Origin of the sequence: Aliiroseovarius sp. YM-037, assembly GCF_048060095.1 — a bacterium.
GTDB lineage: Bacteria > Pseudomonadota > Alphaproteobacteria > Rhodobacterales > Rhodobacteraceae > JBLUOA01.
Genome location: NZ_JBLUOA010000002.1, coordinates 322,866 through 346,706 on the forward strand (window position 1 = coordinate 322,866; position 23,841 = coordinate 346,706).

28 protein-coding genes are annotated in these 23,841 nt (G+C 60.2%); 4 read left to right on the forward strand and 24 right to left on the reverse strand.

Annotated elements, in window-relative coordinates:
• Position 1 precedes the first annotated feature (1 nt).
• A complete protein-coding gene (locus ACEWPJ_RS12145; RefSeq protein ID WP_416513361.1) occupies positions 2 to 565 on the forward strand; it encodes a GcrA family cell cycle regulator in 564 nt (187 codons plus the stop codon).
• Between the two features lie 104 nt (positions 566 to 669).
• On the opposite strand, the gene ACEWPJ_RS12150 is transcribed toward ACEWPJ_RS12145, so the two are convergent.
• The 9 genes from ACEWPJ_RS12150 to ACEWPJ_RS12190 all read right to left on the reverse strand — a co-directional run bounded on the left by ACEWPJ_RS12150 (position 670) and on the right by ACEWPJ_RS12190 (position 9,969).
• Positions 670 to 972 carry a hypothetical protein gene (locus ACEWPJ_RS12150; protein ID WP_416513362.1) on the reverse strand — a complete coding sequence of 101 codons (303 nt, stop codon included), beginning with the start codon at positions 970 to 972 and terminating at the stop codon, positions 670 to 672.
• Positions 973 to 1,121: 149 nt separating this feature from the next.
• Positions 1,122 to 2,063 (reverse strand): RDD family protein, encoded by a 942-nt coding sequence (locus ACEWPJ_RS12155; protein ID WP_416513363.1) that lies wholly within the window; start codon positions 2,061 to 2,063, stop codon positions 1,122 to 1,124.
• Positions 2,060 to 3,085 (reverse strand): stage II sporulation protein M, encoded by a 1,026-nt coding sequence (locus ACEWPJ_RS12160; protein ID WP_416513364.1) that lies wholly within the window; start codon positions 3,083 to 3,085, stop codon positions 2,060 to 2,062. The genes ACEWPJ_RS12155 and ACEWPJ_RS12160 overlap by 4 nt, the downstream gene beginning before the upstream one ends.
• A complete protein-coding gene (locus ACEWPJ_RS12165; RefSeq protein ID WP_416513365.1) occupies positions 3,082 to 4,392 on the reverse strand; it encodes a DUF58 domain-containing protein in 1,311 nt (436 codons plus the stop codon). The genes ACEWPJ_RS12160 and ACEWPJ_RS12165 overlap by 4 nt, the downstream gene beginning before the upstream one ends.
• 7 nt (positions 4,393 to 4,399) lie before the next feature.
• A complete protein-coding gene (locus ACEWPJ_RS12170; protein ID WP_416513366.1) occupies positions 4,400 to 5,356 on the reverse strand; it encodes an AAA family ATPase in 957 nt (318 codons plus the stop codon).
• Positions 5,325 to 6,629, reverse strand: a complete 1,305-nt coding sequence (locus ACEWPJ_RS12175) for a hypothetical protein (protein WP_416513367.1) — start codon at positions 6,627 to 6,629, stop codon at positions 5,325 to 5,327. Before ACEWPJ_RS12175 ends, ACEWPJ_RS12170 begins: the two co-directional genes overlap by 32 nt.
• A complete protein-coding gene (locus tag ACEWPJ_RS12180) occupies positions 6,622 to 7,287 on the reverse strand; it encodes a hypothetical protein (protein ID WP_416513368.1) in 666 nt (221 codons plus the stop codon). The genes ACEWPJ_RS12175 and ACEWPJ_RS12180 overlap by 8 nt, the downstream gene beginning before the upstream one ends.
• A gap of 83 nt (positions 7,288 to 7,370) precedes the next feature.
• Positions 7,371 to 7,841, reverse strand: a complete 471-nt coding sequence (locus tag ACEWPJ_RS12185) for a DUF805 domain-containing protein (protein WP_416513369.1) — start codon at positions 7,839 to 7,841, stop codon at positions 7,371 to 7,373.
• Between the two features lie 169 nt (positions 7,842 to 8,010).
• Positions 8,011 to 9,969 carry an AsmA family protein gene (locus tag ACEWPJ_RS12190; RefSeq protein WP_416513370.1) on the reverse strand — a complete coding sequence of 653 codons (1,959 nt, stop codon included), beginning with the start codon at positions 9,967 to 9,969 and terminating at the stop codon, positions 8,011 to 8,013.
• Positions 9,970 to 10,081: 112 nt separating this feature from the next.
• Here ACEWPJ_RS12190 and rimO point away from each other — a divergent pair, with 112 nt between their 5' ends.
• Positions 10,082 to 11,491, forward strand: coding sequence for a 30S ribosomal protein S12 methylthiotransferase RimO (gene rimO, locus ACEWPJ_RS12195; protein WP_416513570.1), 1,410 nt, complete (start codon positions 10,082 to 10,084; stop codon positions 11,489 to 11,491).
• Positions 11,492 to 11,549: 58 nt separating this feature from the next.
• Here rimO and ACEWPJ_RS12200 read toward each other — a convergent pair whose 3' ends face one another.
• The 7 genes from ACEWPJ_RS12200 to ACEWPJ_RS12230 all read right to left on the reverse strand — a co-directional run bounded on the left by ACEWPJ_RS12200 (position 11,550) and on the right by ACEWPJ_RS12230 (position 14,923).
• On the reverse strand, positions 11,550 to 12,146 hold the full coding sequence (locus tag ACEWPJ_RS12200) for a hypothetical protein (RefSeq protein WP_416513371.1): 597 nt from the start codon (positions 12,144 to 12,146) through the stop codon (positions 11,550 to 11,552).
• Positions 12,147 to 12,267: 121 nt separating this feature from the next.
• Positions 12,268 to 12,552, reverse strand: a complete 285-nt coding sequence (locus ACEWPJ_RS12205; RefSeq protein WP_416513372.1) for a hypothetical protein — start codon at positions 12,550 to 12,552, stop codon at positions 12,268 to 12,270.
• 62 nt (positions 12,553 to 12,614) lie between these two features.
• On the reverse strand, positions 12,615 to 12,962 hold the full coding sequence (locus tag ACEWPJ_RS12210) for a diacylglycerol kinase (protein ID WP_416513373.1): 348 nt from the start codon (positions 12,960 to 12,962) through the stop codon (positions 12,615 to 12,617).
• A gap of 165 nt (positions 12,963 to 13,127) precedes the next feature.
• Positions 13,128 to 13,481: a diacylglycerol kinase gene (locus tag ACEWPJ_RS12215; RefSeq protein ID WP_416513374.1), complete on the reverse strand. Its 354-nt coding sequence runs from the start codon at positions 13,479 to 13,481 to the stop codon at positions 13,128 to 13,130.
• Positions 13,475 to 13,828, reverse strand: coding sequence for a YigZ family protein (locus ACEWPJ_RS12220; protein WP_416513375.1), 354 nt, complete (start codon positions 13,826 to 13,828; stop codon positions 13,475 to 13,477). Before ACEWPJ_RS12220 ends, ACEWPJ_RS12215 begins: the two co-directional genes overlap by 7 nt.
• Before the next feature lie 36 nt (positions 13,829 to 13,864).
• Positions 13,865 to 14,125, reverse strand: coding sequence for a DUF6455 family protein (locus ACEWPJ_RS12225; RefSeq protein WP_416513376.1), 261 nt, complete (start codon positions 14,123 to 14,125; stop codon positions 13,865 to 13,867).
• A gap of 75 nt (positions 14,126 to 14,200) precedes the next feature.
• On the reverse strand, positions 14,201 to 14,923 hold the full coding sequence (locus ACEWPJ_RS12230) for a M48 family metallopeptidase (RefSeq protein ID WP_416513377.1): 723 nt from the start codon (positions 14,921 to 14,923) through the stop codon (positions 14,201 to 14,203).
• A 119-nt stretch (positions 14,924 to 15,042) separates the two neighbouring features.
• On the opposite strand from ACEWPJ_RS12230, the gene ACEWPJ_RS12235 reads away from it, so the two are divergent.
• Positions 15,043 to 15,288: a hypothetical protein gene (locus ACEWPJ_RS12235; protein ID WP_416513378.1), complete on the forward strand. Its 246-nt coding sequence runs from the start codon at positions 15,043 to 15,045 to the stop codon at positions 15,286 to 15,288.
• Here ACEWPJ_RS12235 and phaR read toward each other — a convergent pair.
• The 3 genes from phaR to ACEWPJ_RS12250 form a co-directional block, all read right to left on the reverse strand.
• On the reverse strand, positions 15,285 to 15,854 hold the full coding sequence (gene phaR, locus ACEWPJ_RS12240) for a polyhydroxyalkanoate synthesis repressor PhaR (protein ID WP_416513379.1): 570 nt from the start codon (positions 15,852 to 15,854) through the stop codon (positions 15,285 to 15,287). The genes ACEWPJ_RS12235 and phaR overlap by 4 nt on opposite strands.
• A 141-nt stretch (positions 15,855 to 15,995) precedes the next feature.
• Positions 15,996 to 16,436, reverse strand: coding sequence for a phasin family protein (locus tag ACEWPJ_RS12245; protein WP_416513380.1), 441 nt, complete (start codon positions 16,434 to 16,436; stop codon positions 15,996 to 15,998).
• 139 nt (positions 16,437 to 16,575) lie between these two features.
• Complete coding sequence (locus tag ACEWPJ_RS12250) at positions 16,576 to 18,369, reverse strand: PHA/PHB synthase family protein (RefSeq protein WP_416513381.1); 1,794 nt, start codon at positions 18,367 to 18,369, stop codon at positions 16,576 to 16,578.
• A gap of 103 nt (positions 18,370 to 18,472) precedes the next feature.
• Between ACEWPJ_RS12250 and phaZ the strand changes: the two genes are divergently transcribed.
• Positions 18,473 to 19,738: a polyhydroxyalkanoate depolymerase gene (gene phaZ / locus ACEWPJ_RS12255; RefSeq protein WP_416513382.1), complete on the forward strand. Its 1,266-nt coding sequence runs from the start codon at positions 18,473 to 18,475 to the stop codon at positions 19,736 to 19,738.
• A gap of 4 nt (positions 19,739 to 19,742) precedes the next feature.
• Here the strand turns inward: phaZ and ACEWPJ_RS12260 are convergent, their stop codons facing one another.
• The 5 genes from ACEWPJ_RS12260 to ACEWPJ_RS12280 form a co-directional block, all read right to left on the reverse strand.
• The gene (locus tag ACEWPJ_RS12260) at positions 19,743 to 20,453 is read right to left on the reverse strand and encodes an alpha/beta fold hydrolase (RefSeq protein ID WP_416513383.1); all 711 of its coding nucleotides are present in this window, start codon (positions 20,451 to 20,453) and stop codon (positions 19,743 to 19,745) included.
• 80 nt (positions 20,454 to 20,533) lie between these two features.
• Positions 20,534 to 21,199, reverse strand: a complete 666-nt coding sequence (locus ACEWPJ_RS12265) for a hypothetical protein (RefSeq protein ID WP_416513384.1) — start codon at positions 21,197 to 21,199, stop codon at positions 20,534 to 20,536.
• A gap of 3 nt (positions 21,200 to 21,202) precedes the next feature.
• The gene (locus tag ACEWPJ_RS12270; protein WP_416513571.1) at positions 21,203 to 21,631 is read right to left on the reverse strand and encodes a VOC family protein; all 429 of its coding nucleotides are present in this window, start codon (positions 21,629 to 21,631) and stop codon (positions 21,203 to 21,205) included.
• 18 nt (positions 21,632 to 21,649) lie between these two features.
• Positions 21,650 to 22,387 (reverse strand): alpha/beta hydrolase, encoded by a 738-nt coding sequence (locus ACEWPJ_RS12275; protein ID WP_416513385.1) that lies wholly within the window; start codon positions 22,385 to 22,387, stop codon positions 21,650 to 21,652.
• A 56-nt stretch (positions 22,388 to 22,443) separates the two neighbouring features.
• Positions 22,444 to 23,739, reverse strand: a complete 1,296-nt coding sequence (locus tag ACEWPJ_RS12280) for an MFS transporter (protein WP_416513386.1) — start codon at positions 23,737 to 23,739, stop codon at positions 22,444 to 22,446.
• Between the last annotated feature and the right edge of the window lie 102 nt (positions 23,740 to 23,841).

The following is a 23,841-nucleotide window of genomic DNA, read 5'->3' on the forward strand; positions in this document are numbered from 1 at the left end:
CATGTCCTGGACAGATGAACGCGTCGAGACCCTGAAGAAAATGTGGGGCGAAGGTCAGTCGGCCAGCCAGATCGCCAAGGAACTTGGTGGCGTGACCCGCAACGCGGTGATCGGCAAGGTGCATCGGCTTGGCCTGTCAAACCGGGCCGGCAGCGCGAAACCGGCGGCGAAGGAGAAGCCAGCGGCGAAAACCGCGGCCAAGGCAAAGCCCGCCGCGAAAACCGCGGCCAAGGCCAAGCCCGAACCGGCGACGCAATCCGCGACCCCGCCCCCGATGCCAGCGCGCAAGGCCATTATCCCGGCGGGCCAACCCTTGCCACCGCAACCCTCCGCAAACGAAATCAGCCCCGAGGCGCTCGCCTCTGTCCGCGAGGTTGAGAAGAAGGCGAAGAAACTGTCTCTGATGGAACTGACCGAACGCACCTGCAAATGGCCGATTGGCGATCCGGCGACGGATGATTTCTGGTTCTGCGGCCTGTCCGTGCAATCCGGCAAACCCTATTGCGAAGCCCATGTCGGCGTCGCCTTCCAACCGATGAGCTCCCGCCGCGACCGCCGCCGCTAAGGCGCGCCTGGGACCGAATGGAACCCCCGTAGCCGTGGCTGCGGGGGTTTTTTGTTTTTAACGAGATGTGAGGGGCGGGAAGTGTAGGCGGAGCGGACTTTCATTCAAAATGAAGTAGCGAAACGAAACATGAAGAGGGAAAGGAAGAGCGCGCCCCAAAGCGCCCACCGACCAACTCTCAGCTTGTTCTTGAAGTTCGTAACCTGCTCTTCGTTTAGTTCACCATCCATTGCCGAAAACAACGCCCTTATTGAAATATGAGCCAATCCGACAAGACTTAACACAACAAGCCAAGGCCATGATAACTCGTCTAAAATGGAATTCGAGCCAACTCTTGGAAAGAATATTCGAACTGCGAACTCAAAAAGGATGTCAAGAACAGGTTCAAGAATATCGCCTTTTGCCACTAGATGTCCCCGTAATACCGTTCTTCACATATGCGGAACATTTGCGAGTTCAAGCTCTTCGTAGAGATCGGCGTTTTCGACTGAGGCTAAAATACAAGATGAACACTCAGGGCTCGAAGCGGACCAACACGATCTGAAGCCTCGGCCCCCTACCCTCGGCGACGCACGCCCTCCTCACCGCCGTTCTGCGTGTGGAACTTGTCCTCCCTCCGGTCGCCCAGCAACTGCCGCCCTTCCAGATGCGCACGCTGGGCGTTGTAGAAGGCCGACAGGAAGGCGCGAGATGCGCCCGGCGGGATACGTTCGGCATAGCCGATTTTCTTGCGGATCGTTTCGGCCACTTTGCCATCGCGCTTGTAGGACATCTGCGACTCCGTCCGGTCGCGCAGGATATCTTCCAGCGATTGCAGTTCGAACTTGCCGTAATGTTCCAGATGAACGGGAAGAAAATCGAATTCCAACCCCGGCGCGGCGCGCATGTTGGTCAGTTCGGCCATCAGCTTGGCTTTCGGCTGCTGCACAACACAGGTGCCCGCGATCATGTCGCCCAGCCGTTGCTTTTGCTTGGAAAACACCGGGATCGCCAGCACGATCAGCAGCCAGACCGCCATTCCCCATTGGACGTAGCCCGAACTCGTCCCGATCCCGAATAAGAGGCCAAGGGGGGTGAACACTTCCGCCTCTTTCATCAGGTTGCGCACGACGACCTGATGCGGCTCAAGCCGTCGTCCGTTGACCGAGATGACGCGGATTTTAACAAGGCGCTTGCCGATGGTTCGCCCGTTCCAGACAAGCTCTGTCAGGATGTAATAGGGAATACGCAGAAGGAACGACAGCAACGCGAACAGCGCCGATGCCGTCGGCCACGACATCCTGCTGTTGAACAGGACCAACAGGATCAGCGCGAACAGCGTGCCGTAGGTCAGCAACAGATCTATGAACTGCGCCCCGAACCGGGAACTGAGCGTCGCGCGTTCTAGGCCGATTGGCACACCTTCGGGCGGGGTAATGCGCAGGATGCGCTTTTCACGCTTTGCCTGTTCCGCCTGATGCAGATCGGCGGCGTTTACGATCTTTTTCTTGCGGCTCATCCCGAATGCTCCGCCGGGGTGCGCCCCGCCAGCGCCAGCCAGGCGACCCATAGGCCGCCGATGCCCCAACCGATCAACAGGCGCAGTTCGGCGGATTGGACAAGCTGGCGAAAGAACCCTTCAAGGATCGCCGCGGCCAGCAGCATCACCGCCGCAAGGATCAACAATTTCGTCGCATCCCGCCCCCTGATCCGCAACGCATCCTTGCGCGTCATCTGCCCCGGCATCAGCACCGCCAGACCCAGTTGCACCCCACCAGCACAAGCGATGCAGATCGCGGAAATCTCGGTCACGCCGTGGATCGACAGCCACGCGAAAGCGTCATAGCCTAGCCCCTTGTCGGCGAATAACGCAAAGAACGCGCCAAGCATCGTGCCGTTGTAGAACGTCAAAAGAAAGCTCGGTGCCGTGCAGAAAACGCCCAGCGAAAACACGAGGATCGCGACCTGCGTGTTATGCGAAAACAGGGTCGAGGCGAAGGACGCGAGCGAATTCATCAGCGTATCGTCCTGCCCGTAAAGCGTGCGTTCCAACATGGCGGGGCTTGCGGCGGGGGTGCGGGTGGCGGCCAGCTCTCCGGGGACGAAGGTGTAGAACCAGCTGCTGTCCTGTTGATAGAGGAAATACCCCAGCAATGCGCCCATGAACATCAGGCCGAACCCGATCAGCAGCACCCCACCGGATCGCCGCACCGCCTGCGGGATGCCTTGGGTGAACAGCCGCGCGACGACGCTGGTGAGGCGGGCTTGGGGCGCATAGATCACCAGATACGCCCGCGCCGCGAGGTTTTCGAGGTAGGCCAGCAGCGCCCGATCCAGCGATATTTCCCGCGCGACGCTTAGCGAATTGACGGTCTGGCGGTAGAATGACGCAAGGTCGCGGGCTTCCGCGAAGTTAAGGCTGGTCATGCCAGATCGTTCGACCTTCATCACCAGCGCTTCAAGGCGGGTCCAGCCGGCCTCCCTCTCCTTGCGGAACCGGACGGAGCGCATGTCCGTCGTGCCATTTGTCGCGTCGGTCATATCATCTCCCGCGCTTTGATATCGAGATAGGCCGAGACAAGCTCAGGCGTCAGTTTGTCGGGTTCGATGTCAAGACACACGACACCCAAGCGGCGCAACTGGTCCAGCACGATCTGCCGTTCGCGGTGGATTTGCGCCGCCGACACCGCCATCGCGACATTGCCAAGGCTCGGGTCTTCGGGGTTCACCGTCCGTTCAAGCGAGGGGTCGCGCAGGGCTACGAACATCAGCAGGTGATGACGGCTGAGAACGGCGAGGTTTTCGACCAGCAACTCCGCCGTGATCTGATCCACAAAATCCGAGAACACGACGATCATCGACCGCCGATTCAACTGCCCGTTCAGATGCGCCAGCGCCAGCGTGTGATTGCTTTCGACGCTGTTATATTCAAGGCTCGCCGCTTCCATCCGAATGCGGTTGAACGCGGCCCGGCCGGGTGCGGGCGGCAGATACAGGCGCGGGCGGCTGTCAAAGCTGTAGAACCCGACCAGATCACCGCCAAGCCCCGCCGCCCATGTCGTTGCCAGCGCCCCGTTGATGGCGCGGTCGATCTTGGGCAGGCCGTCTATGACCTCTCGCATCAGGTAGCCGTTGTCGACGCACATGATGATCTGGTGGTTCCGCTCTGCGTGGGTTTCGCGGGCGACAAGGCCGCCATGCCGCGCGGATCGCTTCCAGTCGATCATGCGCGGGTCCATCCCCGCCGTGAAATCGCGAAGCTGGTGGAATTCCGACCCTTCCCCGCGGACCGAGGTGCTCTTGACCCCGTAAAGTTGCGCCTGCACCTGCGTCGTGATCTGCCCCGACAGAACCGGCTGGATGTTCGGCACACCCTTGACGGTTTCATCGATCTTCTTGCGAGAGATGATGTCGAACAGCCCGAATTTTGACGGCCATTTCAGCCACATGCGGCTGAACGTGAACGTACCCCGCGCGGTGCAGTAAAGCGGCACGTCGGCCACGGAACTTTCAGCGATCGCCCCGTTCGGGCCTGTAAAATCGCCAACCTCAAGCGCATCGTCAAGATCGAACCGCACATCCAGACCCTTCGGCAAGGCGCCGCGCCGGGACGTGAGGGTGAACGTCGCAGGCGCCGAGGTGCCGACGAATATCTGCGCCGGAACATCATGATCGACCGCCACGCTCCGCCCCGTGCGGGACAGCAGCAGATCGATCACCGCGACCGCCGCCAGACCGCCCCACGCCACCTGAATGGCAAAGCCCGCGTCAACCGGCATCAGCGCGACAACGCATGTCACCAGAAGCAGCGCGATGGCCAGTATCAGCAATAGGCGGGACGGACGCATGGGCGATTTACCTCGGCGCGTCGATGCGGTTCAGGATGTTGTTCAGCACATCTTCCGGCGTGCGGCCCTCAATCTCCGCCGTTGGGCCAAGCACGATCCGGTGGCGCATCGCCGGGATCAGCAGCGCCTGCACATCGTCGGGGATTGCGTAATCGCGCCCTTCGATCGCCGCCTTCGCCCGAACCGCATTGGCCAGCGCATCCGCCGCGCGCGTTGACGCCCCGTGCCGAATTTCCGCATCATTCCGCGTCGCGCGGATCAGATCGACGATATAGCTCAGGATCGTGTCGTCCAGCCGAATGCTATCGACATGCGCACGCCCGGCGGCCAAAGTCTCTCCGCTCAGCACCTTGTTGATCCCGGTCGCGATCCCGTCATCACCGACCGGCTTGCTGCGGTTTCGGCTGAGAATTTCAAACTCCGCATCGCGGTCCGGAAATTCGACCTCAAGCTTGAACAGGAACCGGTCAAGCTGCGCTTCGGGCAACGGATAGGTGCCCTGCTGCTCAATCGGGTTTTGCGTCGCGATCACAAAGAAATTGTCGCCCAGCGGATAGGTTTCGCCGTCAATCGTCACCATCCGCTCGTTCATCGCCTGAAGCAGCGAAGACTGCGTCTTGGGTGGGGCGCGGTTGATCTCATCCGCCAGCAGAATATCGGTGAACACCGGCCCCCGCGTCAGTTTGAATTCGCCGGTCTGGAAGTTAAAGATGTTCGCCCCCAGCACGTCCCCCGGCATCAGGTCCGGCGTGAACTGAATCCGCCCGAAATCAAGGTCCATCGTCTGTGCCAAGGTCCGCGCCAGCAGGGTTTTCGCAGTGCCGGGTGGCCCTTCCAGCAGGCAATGCCCCCGGGCAAAGACCGACACCAGCAGCGTCGTGACGATTTCATCCTGCCCGTGGACAGCTTTGCCGATTTCAGTTCGCGTCGCGTCAACGACGTCGCGAAACGTTTCCAAGTTCATCACGTATTCTCCGATAGGATTCTTCAAATGTCTCAATCCGGCGCATCAACTCGCCCGCCGGGGTCTGTGCGTCGGTTGTGTTCAGGCTGACCATCGCCTCTTCCAGATGGCCTGCGTCGCTTGGGGCAATCGCTTTCAGTCGCTTGAACAAAAGCGTGCGATCCTGCCCGACATGCTTGCCAAGCAACGCGGAGGACAGATCGTTGATCCGGTTATTCGCAAACTCCGCAACCAGCGCGTGATCCTGTCCGGTCAGGCGCAGCAGGTAGGCTTTCGCCTCAATCGACGCGGTTTTCGATGCGCCGACTTCGTCATTATCGACCCGCGCCGGGGGGCCGAACCGGATCAGGCCGCGCCAGAACGCGATCAGGAACAGAAAGCCCGTGCCAAGCCACAGCAGCGAAAACGGATAAGTGAAATAGCGCGACAGGTCATCCGCCGTGCGGGGCCGCGCTTCGCGTTCAAGGTTGCCCTCCCAGCTTAGCAGGATTTCGTCCGATGTGTCGTGATAGACGATGCCCTCCCGCTCCGCCGCGATGTCTTTGATCGCGTTCAGCGCGACGGTCGCATTGTCGCCAAGCGTCAGGCCGTGGTTGTTCATCAGGTCGGGGTCCGACAGTAGGAAAAGCGGCTCGCTTTTCGGCAGGGTGCAGCGGGCGATCAGAACACCTTCGGGGATCGACAGATATGGCGTGCAGATACCTTTGACAAAGCGCCTGTCAAACACCTGCGGCTCATAAAGCACGACATCGCCCTGCCCGTCGGTCGTTGCTTCCAGCAGCGTCACATCCGGCCGCGTGATCGCCATTTTCGGCAGGCCAAGCTGGTTCAGCAGCCGCTCCAGATGCCCCTCGGGGATCAGCAGGGAGTCGTGCGCAACGCTCAGCATCGTCACACCCGTCCGCCATTTCGGCAGCATGACGAGCGATCGCACGTTGACCGTTTTCTCCATCACAATGTTCAGCGCAATCTCGCGCTGGGTGGTTTGCGCCCGCTGTTCCAGATTATCCACCGGCGGGCGTTCTTCGGCCAAAAGGTCCGTATCAAACAGCGGCAATAGCCTGAGGGAAACGTTGTCTTCGGGCAATTCCACCCGGCGATGCGACTGCGCAACCTCAACATCGCTGGCTTGCAGCCAAGTATAAAGCCCGTTCGTCCCGATGGCGGATGCCTCCAGCCGCCGGTTCCCGTCACCGCTCACCAAATAGATCAGCAGGATCACCGCCGCGACAAGGCCGCCAAACACGAGGAAGGAGGATTTGCTGTCACCCAACGGCCCGCCCCCCGGTCAGTATCCGCGCACCATCTTGCAGCGACGCCTCATAGGCGGTGTCGTCAATCTCCCGCCCGCCATAGTGGACAAGTTCCGTCTGTTGCAGCAGCCGTTTCAGCAGATCAAACCGCGTCCACCGATCAGGCAAGCGGCGCAGCGCGTCGCGTTCCGTATCGGCGCGGGCAAAATTCGTGTCGGTTTCCTGCGCGGCTTGCAGCAGGCAGTGGCGCAGAAGCAGGATCAGCGCCTCGCGCCGGTCGGTCATCGCGCGGATTTGCGACAGGATATCGCCCGCGGGCGCATCTTCGGCCCGCAATCCCCACCCTTCGGCGCGTTTGCGGCGCGGCTTGCCCTCTTTCGGGTCAGCCCGAAGAAGCGTCCCGCCCGCCCCGAATTTCAGGAACAGGAACAGCAATAGCGCGATGACCGCCACGACCAAGAAAACGCCGAACCCGTTGCCAGAGCCACCAATCGGAAGCGATCGGGGCTCTGTCCGCCGCACGACTTCGCCATCGGACAGGAAATTCTGATCGGTCTGGTCGACATAGTCGATGTCGGTGGTCAGGCCGCGGCGGGCGACCGCTTCGCTGTAGGCCGCGCTGCCGGACCCTCGTGGCATGTCAAGGAATGTCGTCTCGCTCTCCTGCGCCCATGACATGGGCGGCGCGGAACACAACAACACTAGCGGTAAAAGAAAAAGAATGGACCGGCGCATGTTCATGCGCCGGTATTTGGCTCGCATTAGGCGAAAATTTCAGCTTCACCGCCACGCAGCGGGTCGGGGCCGAACTTGTTCGGACCGTCAGTGCCCTTCAGAACCGTGATGACGAAAATCACGAGGCTGGCAGCGTATCCAATCAGCGGAATGGTTTCTGGGGGTATTAGGCTAACGATAAAAGCTGCCAAATACCACCAACCCGACAGATTGTAGTCGTGGAAGCGACGCACAGTGACCGAAATGGTGGGCAGGATCATACCAATAAAGAATATACAAAAGAGCACGGCGAGTATAATGCCGGCGGCGCCTAACTGGGGAAAACCCGGAGCCGCCAAAGTGCCGAGACCGACGACCAGCGAAAACGCTAGCACGAACGCGAGGGTGACGAGGATAGTAAACAGGGCGAACCACCAGTATTCAGAGCGCGAGGCGCGCCCGGAAAACGTCACATATTTTTCCCGAAGGCATGTTCTTACGGAGTCGCTGAAAGTCATGGTCTCAATCCTGTATGGTCAAAGGTTATAATTGCTCGATCGTGCTAGGGACAATTTATGGCAGCTTTTTGTCCGAGTTAAGAACAATCCTAGATTGCAGCCCGAAACAGCGGGTTTTCGTCGCGAAATATGGTAAAAATGCAAGGTTTCCGCGGGCCGGAAAACGCGCCTAATCGCCCCCCAAAAGGCGGCGCAGACCCTCGGCGGCCTCCTCCTCCAGCCGCCGTTTCAACGCGTCCTCGACATCCTCGCCTTCCTGCACCTCGACGCCCAGCCTCTCCTGGGCCTCTTGGCGCAGACGCTCCTCAAGCGCTTCGCGTTCATCGGCCAACTCCCGGTCGATAAGCGATTGTAAATCGGGGCGGAATTTCGGATCGGCCCAAGTGCCGGTAATCAGCACCGGCACCGAAAACCCGCCGCTGCCATCGTCACCCTGCAAGGCCACCGGCACCACGCGGTAGTTGAGCGTTCGTTCCCCGATCCCGACCGTTCCGGCCCCCGTCGCCGTCACCAAAGGTGAGCGGAAGGACAGATCATCGTTGCTCAGCACCCCGCCTGCCATGTCAAAGGTCGCGCCGATACTCTCAAATATCGTTTTGGAGCCTTCGCCCTCGTAGGACGCATCCAGATTCCGCAGCATTCCGACCAGATCAAGCCCGCGAAGCTCTCCCGCGCCAAGAAGGAACGCCCCCTTGCCAGACAGGCTTTTCATGATCGCATCGACGCTGTTGCCAACGCCGAGGAATTCAAGCTCCATATCCGCGGTGCCGATCAGGCGTTCATAGCCTGACAGGTCGGTCAAAAGCGGCTGCATCGCCATCTCGCTGGCCCTGAGGTTGCCACCGACCGAAAGCCCGCTCCGGTTGTTCATCACGAATTGCCCGGTGACGACGCCCTCGTAGGCATTGACCTCTCGCAGATCGAACACGATCCGGCTCCGGTCGTTGGTGGCAAGCGCACGTGTCGGGCCAAGCTTCAGCGTGCCAAGGTCAATCGCATTGGCGCGAAAGGCGATCTGTCCATCAAAGCTCGACAGGGCACTCGCGTCGATGCGATCCGTGGACCAGCCGTCACCTGCCGCCCCGGCATTGCCGCCGCTATCGCCGTCGTCGCCCGCCGCGAGCGAGGAGAAGTCGAGCTTATCCGCCGTGAACTGCGCGTTCACCCTTGGTCGTTCGCCCGACATATCGACATCCGCCTCACCAGTCAGCGTATTCTGATCCAGCGTCAGTTTGCCCTCGCGCAGATAGGCGACTCCTTCCGCCGTGTAGGTCAACTGCCCCGACATCGACGCTTGCCGTCCCAGCCCTTCGGGCAAGTCCGGCGCGGTTTGTCCCAGCGTTGCGAACAGCGCCGACATATCCGACAAATCCGCCGTCACGTTCCCCTCAAACACCGTCGGCGCATACCCCCCGCGCCCGGCGATTTCGACCTTGGACCCGCCAACACCCAGATCGGCGGACAACCCGGTCACGGCCCCACTCAGGAACGTATCGAACCGCGCGACATCCGCCTTGATCGTCTGGACCGTGCCGTTGATGATCGCCGACAACGACAGCTCCGCCGGGCCTGCGAACTCCGGCAGGCTCAGGTCCAGATCCATATCGGACAGCGCGACGTCATAGCCCGTCGCGCGGTTGCGATAGCGGACCGACCCGCCCCGCACCATTCCGTTGTCGAGCGAGAATTCAGGGATGCTCCCCGACGCCTCGTCCGCGCCAACCTCGGTCGCGGGGGCGGTGCCGGTGTCAAAATCCCAGTTTGTGCGCCCGTTCTCGGCGACCTCAAGCTGCACGACGGGGCCGACAACCTCCACCCGTTTGATCCGCACCTCTCCGGTCAGCAGAGGCATCATCGCGACGCCCACGCTCACGCTTTCGGCGGTCACCATCGGGCCCGAATCCGACCAGTCGGCATTCGCGACCTCAATCCCCTCAAGCTGCACGCCAAGCTGCGGGTAGATCGTCGCCCTGACGTCGCCGCCGATGGTAACCGCGCGGCCGGTCGCCTCTTCAAACTGACGCTCCGCGATCTTGGCGATCCGGTCACCGGGGATCAGCATCAGCGCGCCGACCCCGACAATCGCCAGAACCAGCAAAAAGACCACGAACCGAACCAAGAACCGCACCGGGCTACTCCCTCAAACTGTTTTGCCCGAAGTCTAGGCCGCACCGCCGCCGCCCACAAGCAATCCCGCAATGCCCCTTTCCGCGCCGCACCGGTCAGGCTATATCCCGCGCATGAAAGCAAACCCGCCGAACCTGCGCCCCGACCTCGCCCCCAAGGCCCGCATCACCGACTCCCCGCGCGCCCGAACCGATGGAAACCAGCCGAAGATCGGCATGGTCTCCCTCGGTTGTCCCAAGGCGTTGGTCGACAGCGAACGCATCCTGACCCGCCTCCGCGCCGAGGGCTACGCGATCTCGCCCGACTACGGCGGGGCCGACGCGGTGATCGTGAACACCTGCGGGTTCCTCGACTCCGCCAAGGCGGAATCGCTGGAAGCCATCGGTGAAGCGCTCACCGAAAACGGCCGCGTCATCGTCACCGGCTGCCTCGGCGCGGAGGAGGACTATATCCGCGGCACGCACCCCTCCGTCCTCGCCGTCACCGGCCCGCATCAATACGAACAGGTGCTCGACGCCGTGCACGGGGCCGTCCCGCCCAGCCCCGATCCCTTCGTCGACCTTCTGCCCGCGACCGGCGTGTCACTGACCCCGCGCCACTACAGCTACCTCAAGATTTCGGAGGGCTGTAACCACAAGTGCCGCTTCTGCATCATCCCCGACATGCGCGGCCGCCTGCAATCCCGCCCCGCCCACGCCGTGCTGCGAGAGGCGGAAAAGCTCGTCGAAGCCGGCGTCAAGGAACTGCTCGTCATCTCGCAAGACACCTCAGCCTACGGGCTCGACCGTAAATACGACGTAAACCCGTGGAAGGGCGGCGAGGTGCGCTCCCACATCACCGATCTCGCTCGCGAACTCGGGCAACTCGGCGCGTGGGTGCGGCTCCACTACGTCTACCCCTACCCCCATGTGCGCGACCTGATCCCCCTGATGGCCGACCCGGATAACGGAGTCCTCCCCTACCTCGACATCCCGTTCCAGCACGCCCACCCGGACGTCCTGAAACGCATGGCCCGCCCCGCCGCCGGGGCCAAAACCCTCGACGAAATCGCCGCGTGGCGGCAAATGTGCCCCGACATCACCCTGCGGTCGACCTTCATCGTCGGCTATCCGGGCGAGACGGAGGCCGAATTCCAGACCCTGCTTGACTGGATGGACGAAGCCCAGCTCGACCGCGTCGGATGCTTCCAATACGAAAACGTCGACGGCGCGCGGTCAAACGCCCTGCCCGGTCACGTCGCCCCCGAGGTCAAACAGGACCGCTGGAACCGCTTCATGGAAAAGGCGCAGGCGATTTCCGAAGCCAAACTCGCCGCGAAGGTCGGCACCCGGCTGGAGGTCATCGTCGACGAAATAGACGACGAAGCCGCCACCTGCCGAACCAAGTCCGACGCGCCGGAAATCGACGGGAATCTGTTTATAGATGAAGGGTTTGAAGGGTTGAGCGTCGGGGAGATCGTGACGGTCGAGGTCGATGAGGCGGGGGAATATGATTTGTGGGGGCGAGTGGCGTCTCGGAAATGATCCGGGGGATCATTTCAGCCACGAGCGGGCAGAGCCCAAAGTGGCGGCGAAGCAAGCGCTACTCGATTGGGCTTGATCCGCAGAGAATTTCGATCTCGTTGTTTAGCAATATCCGATCGCTTTCGCATAGATGTCGAAACGCCCAACCTGCGACAGCGATTTTCTTGATTAATCCGCCGCATCTGGAAACAATCAGAGGAAGCCCGCTCAACTCAAGCGACCATCCTTTGGGTGTGAAATGAGCGAACTCGCGTCGAAGGCGGTGAAGGCTATTGAACGCATTAGTTTCGTCTTTCGTGACTATAACCAAGCCACCTGCACCTTCACGAATATCCGCATCTCCGATCACTCGTTTGAATAGTTCGTTTGCATCTGCAAGCATTTCGTCCGGGTAATCTTTCTCGATTCCTTGACGGTCTTCCTCGTGCCAAGAAAGTGCTTTCTTTATCGAGTCTTTCCGAAGCGCCCCCAACTGGGCAGAACCTGACAAGTGACACACCATCGCGCCTTGCAGCGCGTTATGAACCGCCAGAATTACCCACTTCCATTCACCCGGCTCCTGCTTCGCACAAATGATGCATTTGTTCGCGTGTCTAAGCGAGATTAGCACGTCGGTAGCTTCATCGATTTCCAGCCATGCTTCATCATTGTTCATGACGGCGTCTCGAATCGGGCTCCAAGGCATATTTGTTCGCCTAACCAATCGCTTTCGATAACTCGCAGACTTTCAAGTAGACCTAACACCGTAGAAGCGGACGAATGTATCACACCCCCCCTCACCCCCGGCTCACCGAAAACAACACATACCCCTGCGTCCGCGCCACCTCGGTCTCATCCACCTCACGCATGAACACGCCGATACCTTCGTAATTCTCGGGACACCCCACCAGATCGGCGGAGTCGTCGAGGAACTGGTTGGTAAAGTCATTCTCCCCCACGATGCGGCATTGGTCGGCGGGGTCGCGGTAGCCGGCGAGAAGGGGCAGCCCCTCTTCGGTCGGGGTCGGCTGACAGGCGGCAAGGATCGCGACGGGCAAGGCGGAAAGGATAATGCGGTTCATGGGATGCTCCTGAATGAATGTCGCGGCAAGCCTAGCACGGCTTCGCCGCCGCGTTGAAGGGGCTAGCCGAACAGCACCATGACCCACGCGATCCCGGCGGCGATGGCGGCAACGGCGACGCCCGCGCTGCCCGCGTCCTTCGCGCGTTTGGCCAGCGGGTGCTCGTCGGTCGAGATGTAATCGACGCTGCGTTCGATCGCGGTGTTGATAAGCTCCACCGCCAGCACGATCACCCCCAGCGACAGGATCAGCGCCCGGTCGCCGGACGACAGCGGCAGCGCAAAGGCCAGCACGGCGGACACGAGGTTCGCCCAGACCCAGGTGCGGAAGGAATGTTCGCTGGCCCAGGTGTCACGGACGCCCGCAAGGCTCCAGATACAGCGCAGGCGCAGGCGTTTCAGGAAATACATCATCGGCGTCCCTCCCCCCGGATCGCGGCCCCCGCGCGCGCCCCGTTCATCCGGCGCGCGGTGCATATCGTATGCACAATGTGTGTACAGGTTGTGCACGCGCCCTGCACGCGTTGTGCATGGCTATTTTTGATTGAAATCAGTGCGTTAACCAGAGTCGCCCCCTCACCCGATCAAAACCACCAACCACACCGCCCCCGCCGCGAAGGCCGTCACCATGACCGCCGCGCTTGCCACGTCTTTCGCCCGTTTCGCCAGCGGATGACGCTCGACCGAGGTATGGTCGACCGCCGCCTCAATCGCCGTATTCATCAGCTCCGCCGCCATGACAAGGATGCCGAACCCGATGATAACGGCACGCTCCGCCGTCGACATTTCAAACGCGAATGTCAGGGCTGCGGACACCGCATTGGCCAGCGCCCATTGGCGCAGGCTGCGTTCCTCTTTCCAGCAGTCGGATAGCCCTTCAAACGACCAGACAACACGTTGAAGAACATGGGAAATATGAGTTTTCAGCAAGCGCGGTTCTCCAGATAAAATCTCACCGCGTCCTGCACCCTGCGGAAGCGATCTCCGCCGAGTTTAACGCCCCCATACCAGCGCGTCACCACAATGATGTGATTGGTCAGCCCTTCGCGTTCCAGCATCCGCAGGATCACCATCCCGGCGCCGGATTCTCCGTCGTCGTTTTTCAAGGGGGCATCGTCCAGAAGAACCGCCCATGTATTATGGGTGGCCTTGCCGAATTTCTTCTTGCGGCACAGGGACTTGATGAATTTTTGTGCCGCGTCCCGGCTGCTGACAGAGCCGCCGGACACCGCGTATTTCGATCCGCGATCGGTCAGGATATTGTCGAAAACCTGCATCCGGCCTGACTACACCGAAGCGGTTGATTTGGCGAGTTATTCCGGCACGCGCAACCGTTCCAGAACCGCCTTGTTGCGGCAATACCCCGGTGTCTGTGCGGACCCGTCGGCGTGGGTTTCAAGCCAGTCGTGGCAGCCCCCCGGATTGTCGCACCCCATGCAGCGCATCACAGTGCTGCGCAGTTCCTCCGGCGGCATCTCGCCCCGCATCGCCTTGTCACCCAGATCAACGCCCAGCACGTCCGACATGCGGCCCACAAGTTCTGCGTGGCGACTGAATTTCGTGAACATGTTCATCCATCATCCTCCATCCTGCCCGGCCGGGCATAGACAAAGGATGACAGGCGGATGCCAATGCTTCCTTGATCTTGATCAAAGTCCCGCAGCCGTCCGCCGCACGGTTTCAATCCGGTCCGCATTCGGCGGGTGAGAGCCGAGGAACCGGTTGCCAGGGTCAGGAATCCGTTGAAAATAAGCCGCGCCCCGGACGGGGTTATAGCCAGCACGCGCCGTGATGATCGTGCCAAGCGCATCTGCCTCAAGCTCGAAATCCTTGGAGAATCTGCGCGCGCCGACGCTCGCGCCAAGGTTCTGCGCGGTCTGCACATCGGTCCCCAGCACCGCAGCCGCCAGCCCGCCGACAATCGCGCCCGCCACGGCACTTTGCTGCGCCCGCGGGATATGACCGGCGATGTGGTGCGCGGTTTCGTGGCCCATGATAAAGGCGATCTCATCGCGGTTCCGCGCCTCAGCGATCAGGGCAAGCGTGAAGGCGACGACGGGGCGACCGTTACGATCAACCGTCTGAAACGCGTTGGGCGGCTGGCCCCGGCGATCATCGACGACGATCTGAAAATCACAGTTCAGGCTCGGCGCGCGGCGGCGACATTCGCGTTCGGCCACAGGCTCCATGCTCGATACGACGGTAACGAAATTCCGCACGGCGGTATCCGCGTCAAGGCGCGTGGGCGGCGCGGAGCTTTGCGTCGGCGCCGGTCCGGGGGCCGGACGTGTTTCGGTCGGAACGTCGCAGCCTGCCAGCGCAAGCCCAACGATCAGCGCCCCAAGGCGCGGTATGATCTGTGTCGCTTTCATGGGGTGGATCATAGCAAACTCATCAGCCTCATCCAGCCCGATTTGCACGCTCGACCCGGAACCATGCCCCGCCGCCTGATCGGGGTTGCAATCGCCCCCTAAGCGCCTAATCTGAGGTTATGTTTACGATTGAGCATGACTTTGACGCGACCGTCATCACGCTGGTGGATGAACCGGATTCTCATCTAAAAGAAGACGTGGTTATCAACGCGTTTGACGATTGCGTGACGATTGAACAGCTTGATACGCAGACCGAAAAGGTTCAGAAAATCACGCTGTCCCTAGCGCAGTTGAATGACCTGTCGGCCGCGCTTGATTTGCCGGAAGGGGTCTATCGCCTCGTCCGGTCCGAGGAAAAAACCTAGCCGCCCAGCTTTGACAGTTTCGACTGCAAATCGGCGAGCTGTTTCTTGATATCGTCAAGGTCGCCCTCCGTCTCTTCGGCCTTGGCCTTCGGCTCAGCGGGTGTTTCCGCCTCATCGCCATCCTGTCCCGCCCATCCACCGGTCATCGCTTTCAGAAACGCTTTCTGCTGGGCCTTCATCGCTTCAAATCCCGGCATGGAGGCCATCGGGTTCATCGCGCCCAAATTCTCCATCACGCGGCTTTGTCCGTCCTGCAACATCTCAAACGACATGGCGAGGAATTCGGGCACAACGCTTTGCGCCTGTGAGGAATAGCTGCGGACCAGATCCGTCAGCACGTTGATCGGCAGAACGCTTTCGCCACGGCTTTCGTGTTCGGCCACGATCTGAAGCAGGTATTGCCGGGTCAGGTCATCGCCGGACTTAAGGTCAACGATCTGCACCTCACGGCCATCACGAATGAAGCCTGCGATGTCTTCGAGCGTCACGTAGTCGCTTGTTTCGGTGTTGTATAGCCGCCGGCTCGCGTAACGCTTTATCAAAAGCGGTTTGTTCGTATCGGCCAATGCGTTCTCCCCTTCTGCGGTGCAGAGAAGATTAGGCAGGTGCAGCGCGATTGCAAGAAAAACTAAAGGCGGGCCCACATGGGACCCGCCTTTTTCCCGGCACCGTCAGGGAGGGGGACAGCGCCGATATGCGTGCGTCGCTTACTTCGCAGCAGCTTTTGCAGCTTTGGAAACGTCAGCAGTTGCTTTTTTGACAGCAGCCGTTGCGTCTTCACCAGCTTCTTTGCCAGCAGCCAGGATCAGTTCAACGGTTTCCATTTGAACTTTCTTGGCAACTTCAGCGAAGGCGGCCATGTTTTCAGCAGCAGCTTCAGCAGAAGCAGATGCGAAATCGGTGAGCGACTTGGTGTAGTCGGTCGGCTCGTCTTTGACTTTGGAAACGTCGGTCAGGCGAGCGAGCGTTTCTTTGGTCCACTTAGAAGAAATCTCGGTGGATTTTTCAGCGGCTTCCAGAGCAACTTTCGAGAATTTCTCGCCGAAAGCAGCTTGCGATTTGAATGCGTCCTGCATTGCGTTCGTGTCAACCGGGAACGAACCCATCATGTCTTGCATGACTTTGGTGAAGTCTTGAGTCTTAGTCATTTCTATTCTCCTGATCGTGCGGGGGGTTACTTGGGGAGCCCCGCGGAATTTCTGCGTGTGCAAAGAATATGCATGCTGCATCGCCGCATTTCAAGGGTTTTTTGCTGCAGTGCAGCAAAAAATATTTAATCGTTAAAGATCAGGTGTTTGGCTTAGCCAAAACATAGGTTCCGGGGGCCGGACAGATAGGTTTATGCTTAGAATCACCCGGTTCCCTAGCGGCAACTTGCTTGCCAGACCGCCCAGACAGCCACTCATCCCAATGCGGCCACCACGACCCTTCATGGAAATCGGCGCTGTCATACCATTCATCCGCATTGGTCATCGGGCCGTCATTCATATAGTGGCCATACTTCTTCTTTGAGGGCGGATTGACGATGCCCGCAATATGGCCTGACTGGGACAGGATGAAGGTCTTTGACTTACTGCCGAACTGCTTGATGCCATCAAAGCTCGATTTCCACGCGGCGATGTGGTCGGTTTCGCAGGCAATCGCGCAGACCGGCACGGCGATGTCCGACAGCTTCACCTTTTCGCCCAGAATCTCAAACCCGTCGCGGGCGAATTCGTTCTTCTGACAAAGCGACCGCAGATATTCGAGCGTCATGCGCCCCGGCAGGTTGGTGCTGTCGCCGTTCCAGTAAAGCAGATCGAAGGCAGGCGGCGCCTCACCCATCATGTAGCTTTTAATGGCGGGGGTGTAGATCAGATCGTTTGAGCGCAGGAAGGAAAACGTGCGCGACATGAAATAGGCTTTCAGGATGCCGTCGTTTTTAACCTGCTCTTCAATTCCATCGACGAAATCGTCGGTCAGGAAGACACCGAATTCGCCCTGATCCTCAAAATCCGTCAAAGTCGTAAAGAACGTCGCCGACTTGATCGACGTATCCTTGCGCTTTTTCAGCAGCGCGAGCGTCAGGGAAAGAACGGTGCCCGCGACGCAATAGCCAACGGCGTTGACCGCAGGCTCTTTCGTGATCTTCTTCACGGTGTCGATCGCGGTCAGATACCCCTCCTCAACATAAGTATCCAAGCCGACATCGGCGAAGCTGGCGTCAGGGTTGACCCAGCTGACCACAAACAGCGTGTAGCCCTGTTCAACCACCCAGCGGATCAGCGAATTGGCGGGCTTCAGATCCAGAATGTAGAACTTGTTGATCCACGGCGGGAACAGCACGATGGGCGTTTTGTGGACAGTTTCGGTCTTGGGGCTGAATTGTATTAGCTCCATCATCCGATTACGAAAAACGACCTCACCCTCGGCCGTCGCGATGTTTTCACCGACGCTGAACGCTTCTTTGTCGGCGAGCGAAACGAGCACTTCGCCGTTATTCGCCTCAATATCGCGCACGAGGTTTTCCAGCCCTTTGACAAGCGACTCGCCTTCAGTTTCCACCGCGCGGCTTAACGCATCGGGGTTCGTGCCGAGGAAATTCGTCGGAGCGAACATATCGATGATCTGGCGGGTGAAATACTCCAGCCGTTGTCGGTCCTTGCCCTCGACGCCCTCTATTTCTGCGACTGCACGCTCCATCGCCTCAGAGTTCAACTGATATTGGCGTTTCACGAAGTTGAAGTAGGGGTGCGAGCGCCACAAAGGGTTCGTAAACCGGCGATCTTCCGGGCCGGGATCTTCGGGCGCTTCGAGCTTGCCTTGGACAAGCGCCTGCTGCGCTTCCATGAAATGTTTGACGGATTTCGACCAGAAAGCCACCTGTTCTTCATAGATTTTCGAGGGATTCTGCATCATTTCCGCCATCATGGCGGTGCCTGCCTTTAGGTAAAGCTCCTGCCCTGGCCCTTCCAAAGACGGGTTCGGCGGGGCCTTCTGTGACAAAGCCGCTACAAGTCGTTGCGATAATTCTTCCACTTTGGCCAAGTTGTCGTTCAAACGCTCCAATTTTGCGTCCTCGGCCTCGTGATCGCTTGTCATCGTCGAGAATCCCCTATAAGTTCGCTGCACCGCAGCATGGCGTGACCCTACCGCAGTTCGGTTCAAGGTTACATAGCCCCTGCATGATCTGGAAGGACCGAATATGCGTTATATGGCAACTTACGACCTGATGGAAACCGTCCGCAATACCAACCAATGGCTGGGTGCTTCGGCGCAGGCTCTCGCATCTTATCCGGTCACTGGATTGTTCCCGCATCCGATGTTTCAGGTCATGGCCGCATGGGGCGAAGTGACGGAGCGGACGTTTTCCCGCATGGTCACGAAACCTGACTGGGGTATTCGCACATTCACCTGCCGCGACGGACGCGACCATCTTGTGCAGATCGAAACCGTGGTCGAACGGCCCTTCGGCGACCTGATCCACTTCCACGTGCCGGGGCGCGAACCCAAGAAACGCAAGGTCATGCTGGTCGCGCCGATGTCCGGCCACTACGCAACCCTTCTGCGCTCCACCGTGAAAAGCCTGCTGGTCGATTGCGATGTTTACATCACCGATTGGCATAACGCGCGGGACATTCCGGTTTCCGAAGGCAAGTTCGATGTTGAGGATTACACCCTCTACCTTGTCGATTTTATGAAGCACCTTGGCCCGGAAACGCATGTGATCGCGGTTTGTCAGCCGGTGCCGCTGGCGCTTGCCGCCACCGCTTACCTTGCGGCTGAGGAACCTGCGGCACAGCCGCGCAGCCTGACGCTGATTGGCGGGCCGGTCGACCCCGACGCCGCCGCAACGGACGTTACAGACTTCGGGCGCCGCGTCACGATGGGTCAGCTAGAAGAAACCGCGATCCAACGGGTCGGCTTCAAATACGCCGGCGCGGGTCGGATGGTTTATCCGGGGCTGCTGCAACTTGCGTCCTTCGTGTCGATGAACGCCGAACGCCATACGCAGGCCTTCACCAACCAGATTCTGAAAGTGTCGAAGGGCGAGGCATCGGATCACGATGCCCACAACCGCTTCTATGACGAATACCTTGCCGTCATGGACATGACCGCAGAGTTCTATCTGTCGACCGTCAAACGGATCTTCAAAAATCGTGAGATCGCCGAAAACACCTTTGTCGTGAACGGCAAAAAGGTCGATATCGGCGCAATTACCGATGTTGCGGTGAAAACCGTCGAAGGCGCGAAGGATGACATCAGCGCACCGGGTCAGTGCATCGCGGCGCTTGATCTGCTGACTGGGCTTCCGGACAGCATGAAAGCCAGCCATGTAGAACCGGACGCAGGTCACTATGGTATCTTCGCGGGCAAAAGCTGGCGCAATAACATCCGCCCATTGGTGTTTGATTTCATCGACGCGAATTCTGGCCCGCGCGGCAAAGGTGCCAAGCTGAAAGCGGTCTAACCGGCTACCTCAGGACAAACGGGGCAGTCAGCCATTCGTTCAGCGCGGCGGTCGTCGCCTCCGGCGCTTCGATCATCGGCAAGTGCCCTGCGTCTTCGATGATCCGAAGGTGGCCGTGGGGGATCAGTTCCGACATGAACTCATGCCGCCGCACCGGATTGATCGTATCCATCCGCCCGCAGATCACAAAGGCCGGGACACGGGTGATCCGAAGCGTCTTTTGCTGATCCGGCCGACGCTGCAAGGCTCGGGATTGCCGGAGGAACACGTCCGGCCCCAGCGATCCGGCCATATGTTGAAAGAGGGCGAGCACATCAGCCTGTAACGGCCCCGCCGCAAGGTTATCTGCAGTCACGAGCTGCGAAATAACCTCTGCCAACCGTCCGCTTTGCGCGAGCACCATCTGCGGTTCCCGCTCTGCCGCTTGCGCGGGGCGTTCGGCCTGCGCATGGGTTGAGATGAGGGCGACACGCGATAAACGCTCGGGCGCGCGGCGCACAATCTCCATCGCGACGATGCCGCCCATGCCATGCCCGGCCAGCGCAAATTTCGGCGGGGCAGTGTCCAGAACGGACTCCGCGATGTCTTCAATCGTTTCGTGTTCGGTGATCTGGGCCACATGCACAGGCCGCGTTCCTGAAAACGCGACGATCTGCGGCAAGAAAACATGCGCGTCGCACATCATGCCCGGAATAAGAACCAGCGGCTCTGCCATGCCTGCCCCTCGGCTGTTTCTTTCGGTTCAGCTTAGGCCACAGCAACAGTTTTGACCACGGGTTTCAAGCGCCTGCCCGGTTAATGTGGCACGACAAAGCCACCGGGCGGCACGGGCGGCGGGCATCCCCGAAACGGCGGGAAATCGGCATAGCGTTTTTCGCGCTGGTTCAACGGTTCTACCGGATCTTCGCCCGCCCGGATCAGAACGCTGTTGCCGCCGATCCATCCACGAATTTCGCGCTTTGGCACCTCATTCCATGTCAGGTTGAACGCGCAAAGTTTCGGAAAGAACCGCAGTTCCGAATACGGCAAGTGATCGTGTATCCACCACGCCAGATCGTGCCAGTGCCGACCACGATCATACTGATCCGCGAACCACGGGATAACCAACGAAACGCAGGCGCCCATACGCCCGTCAGCGTCGCGCCGGTCCCAGATATGCCCCGCCGCATCATTCGCGTTCGACGCGCAGTTCAGCGCGTTTTCGTTCCCGAAACCATTGACCGCCTCAGACCGCAGACCGGATCGCAGATTGATGACTCCGAACGTCTGAACCAAAGGGTCTAGCAGGTTTTGGCAAAGCCCCTGCCCGGCTGCGATTGCAAGGTTCGGGTCATCCGGGATGTTCGGTATCTGATGAAAGCTGCCGATTTCAGAATACAGAAACGGGCGCATAAAGAAGTATTTTGACAGACGCACACGGCCCAGCGTCTCAAGGCTCCACATGCTCTGCGGGCGACGCATTGGTTACGCGCCGTTCCACTGGAATTCGCCGCCTGCCCCGAGGGGGGAGAAGGGGTTATGCGCAACCTCCCAGACATGGCCATCGGGATCGGCGAAATAACCATGATGCCCGCCCCAGAACACGTCCTGCGCCGGCTTCAGTATCCGCGCGCCCGCCGCTTCGGCCTTGGCGAGCAATGGCGCAACGTCAGCCTTGTCGCGCACGTTATGGCCCAGCGTCTGGCCGGAAAATCCACCGATGTCGCTGACATCGATCCCAAGCTCCTCCGCAAGGCTTTGTTTCGGATAAAGCCCCAGCGTCTGCCCGATCAAGTCAAATGCGATGACCCCGTCCGGGCAATCCACACGCTTCCAACCGAGCGCTTCGTAGAACCCGGCGGCGCGGTCTATATCCTCAACGCCGAGGGTGATCAGACTGACCCGTTGCTCCATCATCCGCATACTCCCTTGTTATGAGACGTCCACGACAGCCCGTTCGATCAGGCGAAGGCAAGCGTCGTCCGAAAACCGATGATCCGCGCTTTTCACGAGAGTCAGGCGAATATCGTCGCCCTCCGCATGATCCAGCAGGCGCAGCGCGACCGAGAGTTCTACGTCTTCATCCGCAGTCCCCTGCAACAGGCGCACCGGGAATGGCAGCGGCAACGGGTCGCGCAGCACGAGCTGATCGCGCCCCTCTTCGATCAGGCGCCGGGTAATGATGTAAGGCTCATCCGAGTAATCTGACGGCAGCTCCACCTGCCCAACCTCGGCCAGTGCAGCCCGCTGCGCGTCATCAAACCCGGCCCACATGCTGTCTTCGGTAAAATCGGGCGCGGCAGCGATGCCAACCAACCCGGCAACCCGTTCGGACATCGCGCGACACACCAGCAGCGCGATCCATCCGCCCATTGAGGAGCCGACCAAGACCTGCGGCCCGTCGGTCAGTTCGGAAATCGCGGCCATCGCGTCTTCGGCCCAATCGCCGATGGACCCGTCGGTAAAGGACTCAGACGATTGACCATGACCGGAATAGTCAAACCGCAGAAACGCCCGCCCCTGCGCCTTGGCCCAGTCCTCAAGATAGATCGCCTTCGTGCCTTCCATGTCCGACTTGAACCCGCCAAGAAAGACGACCCCCGGCCCTGCCCCATCGGTCTTGTGATAGGCAATGCGACGACCGGATGAGGTGTTGAGATAGTCAGGCACGAAGCTCTCCTTTCCACTGCTTGCCCCAGTCCTAGCGGCCTCAGCGCGAAACGCAATCACTCTGCCAGTGCTTCGACCTCGTTCAGTCCGAGCGCGACGACGGCCCCGGCAAAGCTAAGCGCCGCGAAGAACGCAACGACAACCACCGGCCCAAGGGCGGAGGCGATAAGGCCGAAAAGACCGCCCGCAAGCAGGATCAGCCCAACCAGCGTGTTGGAAACCGCGGTATATGCGGCGCGGCGATCCTCTGGTGCCATGTCGACAAGGTAGGTCGAACGCGCCTGCCGAACCCCGTGATAGGACACCATCAGCACGAACAGCAGTAGGGGTAACACCCAAAGCTGCCCCATGATCCCGACCGCCCCCGCAAAAGCCGCGAGCGTCAGAATCCCCCCGGCAATGGCACCGGCGGCGATCAGAACCCGGCGGCTCGACCAATCGGCCATGCGCCCCCAGACGTAGGATGAGATCATGGACGCCCCCGCAGAAGCGAACAGCAGCAGGCCGAGGTGCTGAAACCCGCCCTCACCGGACCCTGCGGACATCAGGATCAGATAGGGTGGTGCAAGCGCTGTAGCGACGAGCAATCCGCGCGCCGCGACAAAGCGGGCAAGCTGCGTGTCCTGCCGAAGCAGCGCGAATTGGCGAAACGGGTTGTTCGTCGGGTCTTGCGGCTTTGCCTCGGCCTCGTCCATCCCGGCGAATATTGCCGCCGCGACGAACCAAAGCAGCGCAGCAGCCGCGAGGGCGAAGAATACGACGATCTGACGCTCCGCCCAGCCAAGCAGGAGGAAGCCGCCGAACAGGATGACCCCCGCCGACGCGACGGACCCGGCCAAGCCTGTGACCGTTCCCCGGCGAGATTTACCGACGGTGCGGCCCAGAACATCCTTGTAGGACACGGAACAAAAACTCCGCGCGACGGCAAGAACCGCAAGCGCACAACACGCCACCGCACCCAAAACCCAACCTTGAAGCGCCAGTGCAGCCAACAGGATCACCCCGACAGCAATCCCCTGCACAGCGCTTCCGCCCGCCCATGCCAGTTTGCGCCGGGACCGTGCCATGATCCGGTTCGAGATGAAAATTTGCGGCAACAACGCCCCCGCCTCGCGGATTGGAACCAGCATCCCGATAAAGATCGACGGCACGCCAAGATGGTTCAACAGCCACGACAGCACCAGCTTCGGGTCAAGCAATCCGTCTGCGGTTTTCGTCATCGACAGCGACAGCGCGTGGCGAAAAAAGTTGTGCACTTCGGACGGCGGCGCGTCACTGTTGCGGCCGTCCGGGTCAGCGCCTGTTACCACCTCAAATGCGCGATCCAGCGGTTCGGTCTGTTCGTCTGCCAAGTCTTGCTCCGTCCTTGTGTTGACAAAGCTATCCGCTCTCGCCAGATAGGGCCAACACATAACCCGCAACCGGGCGTTCCGTGGGCGCCAAACTGACGAGGA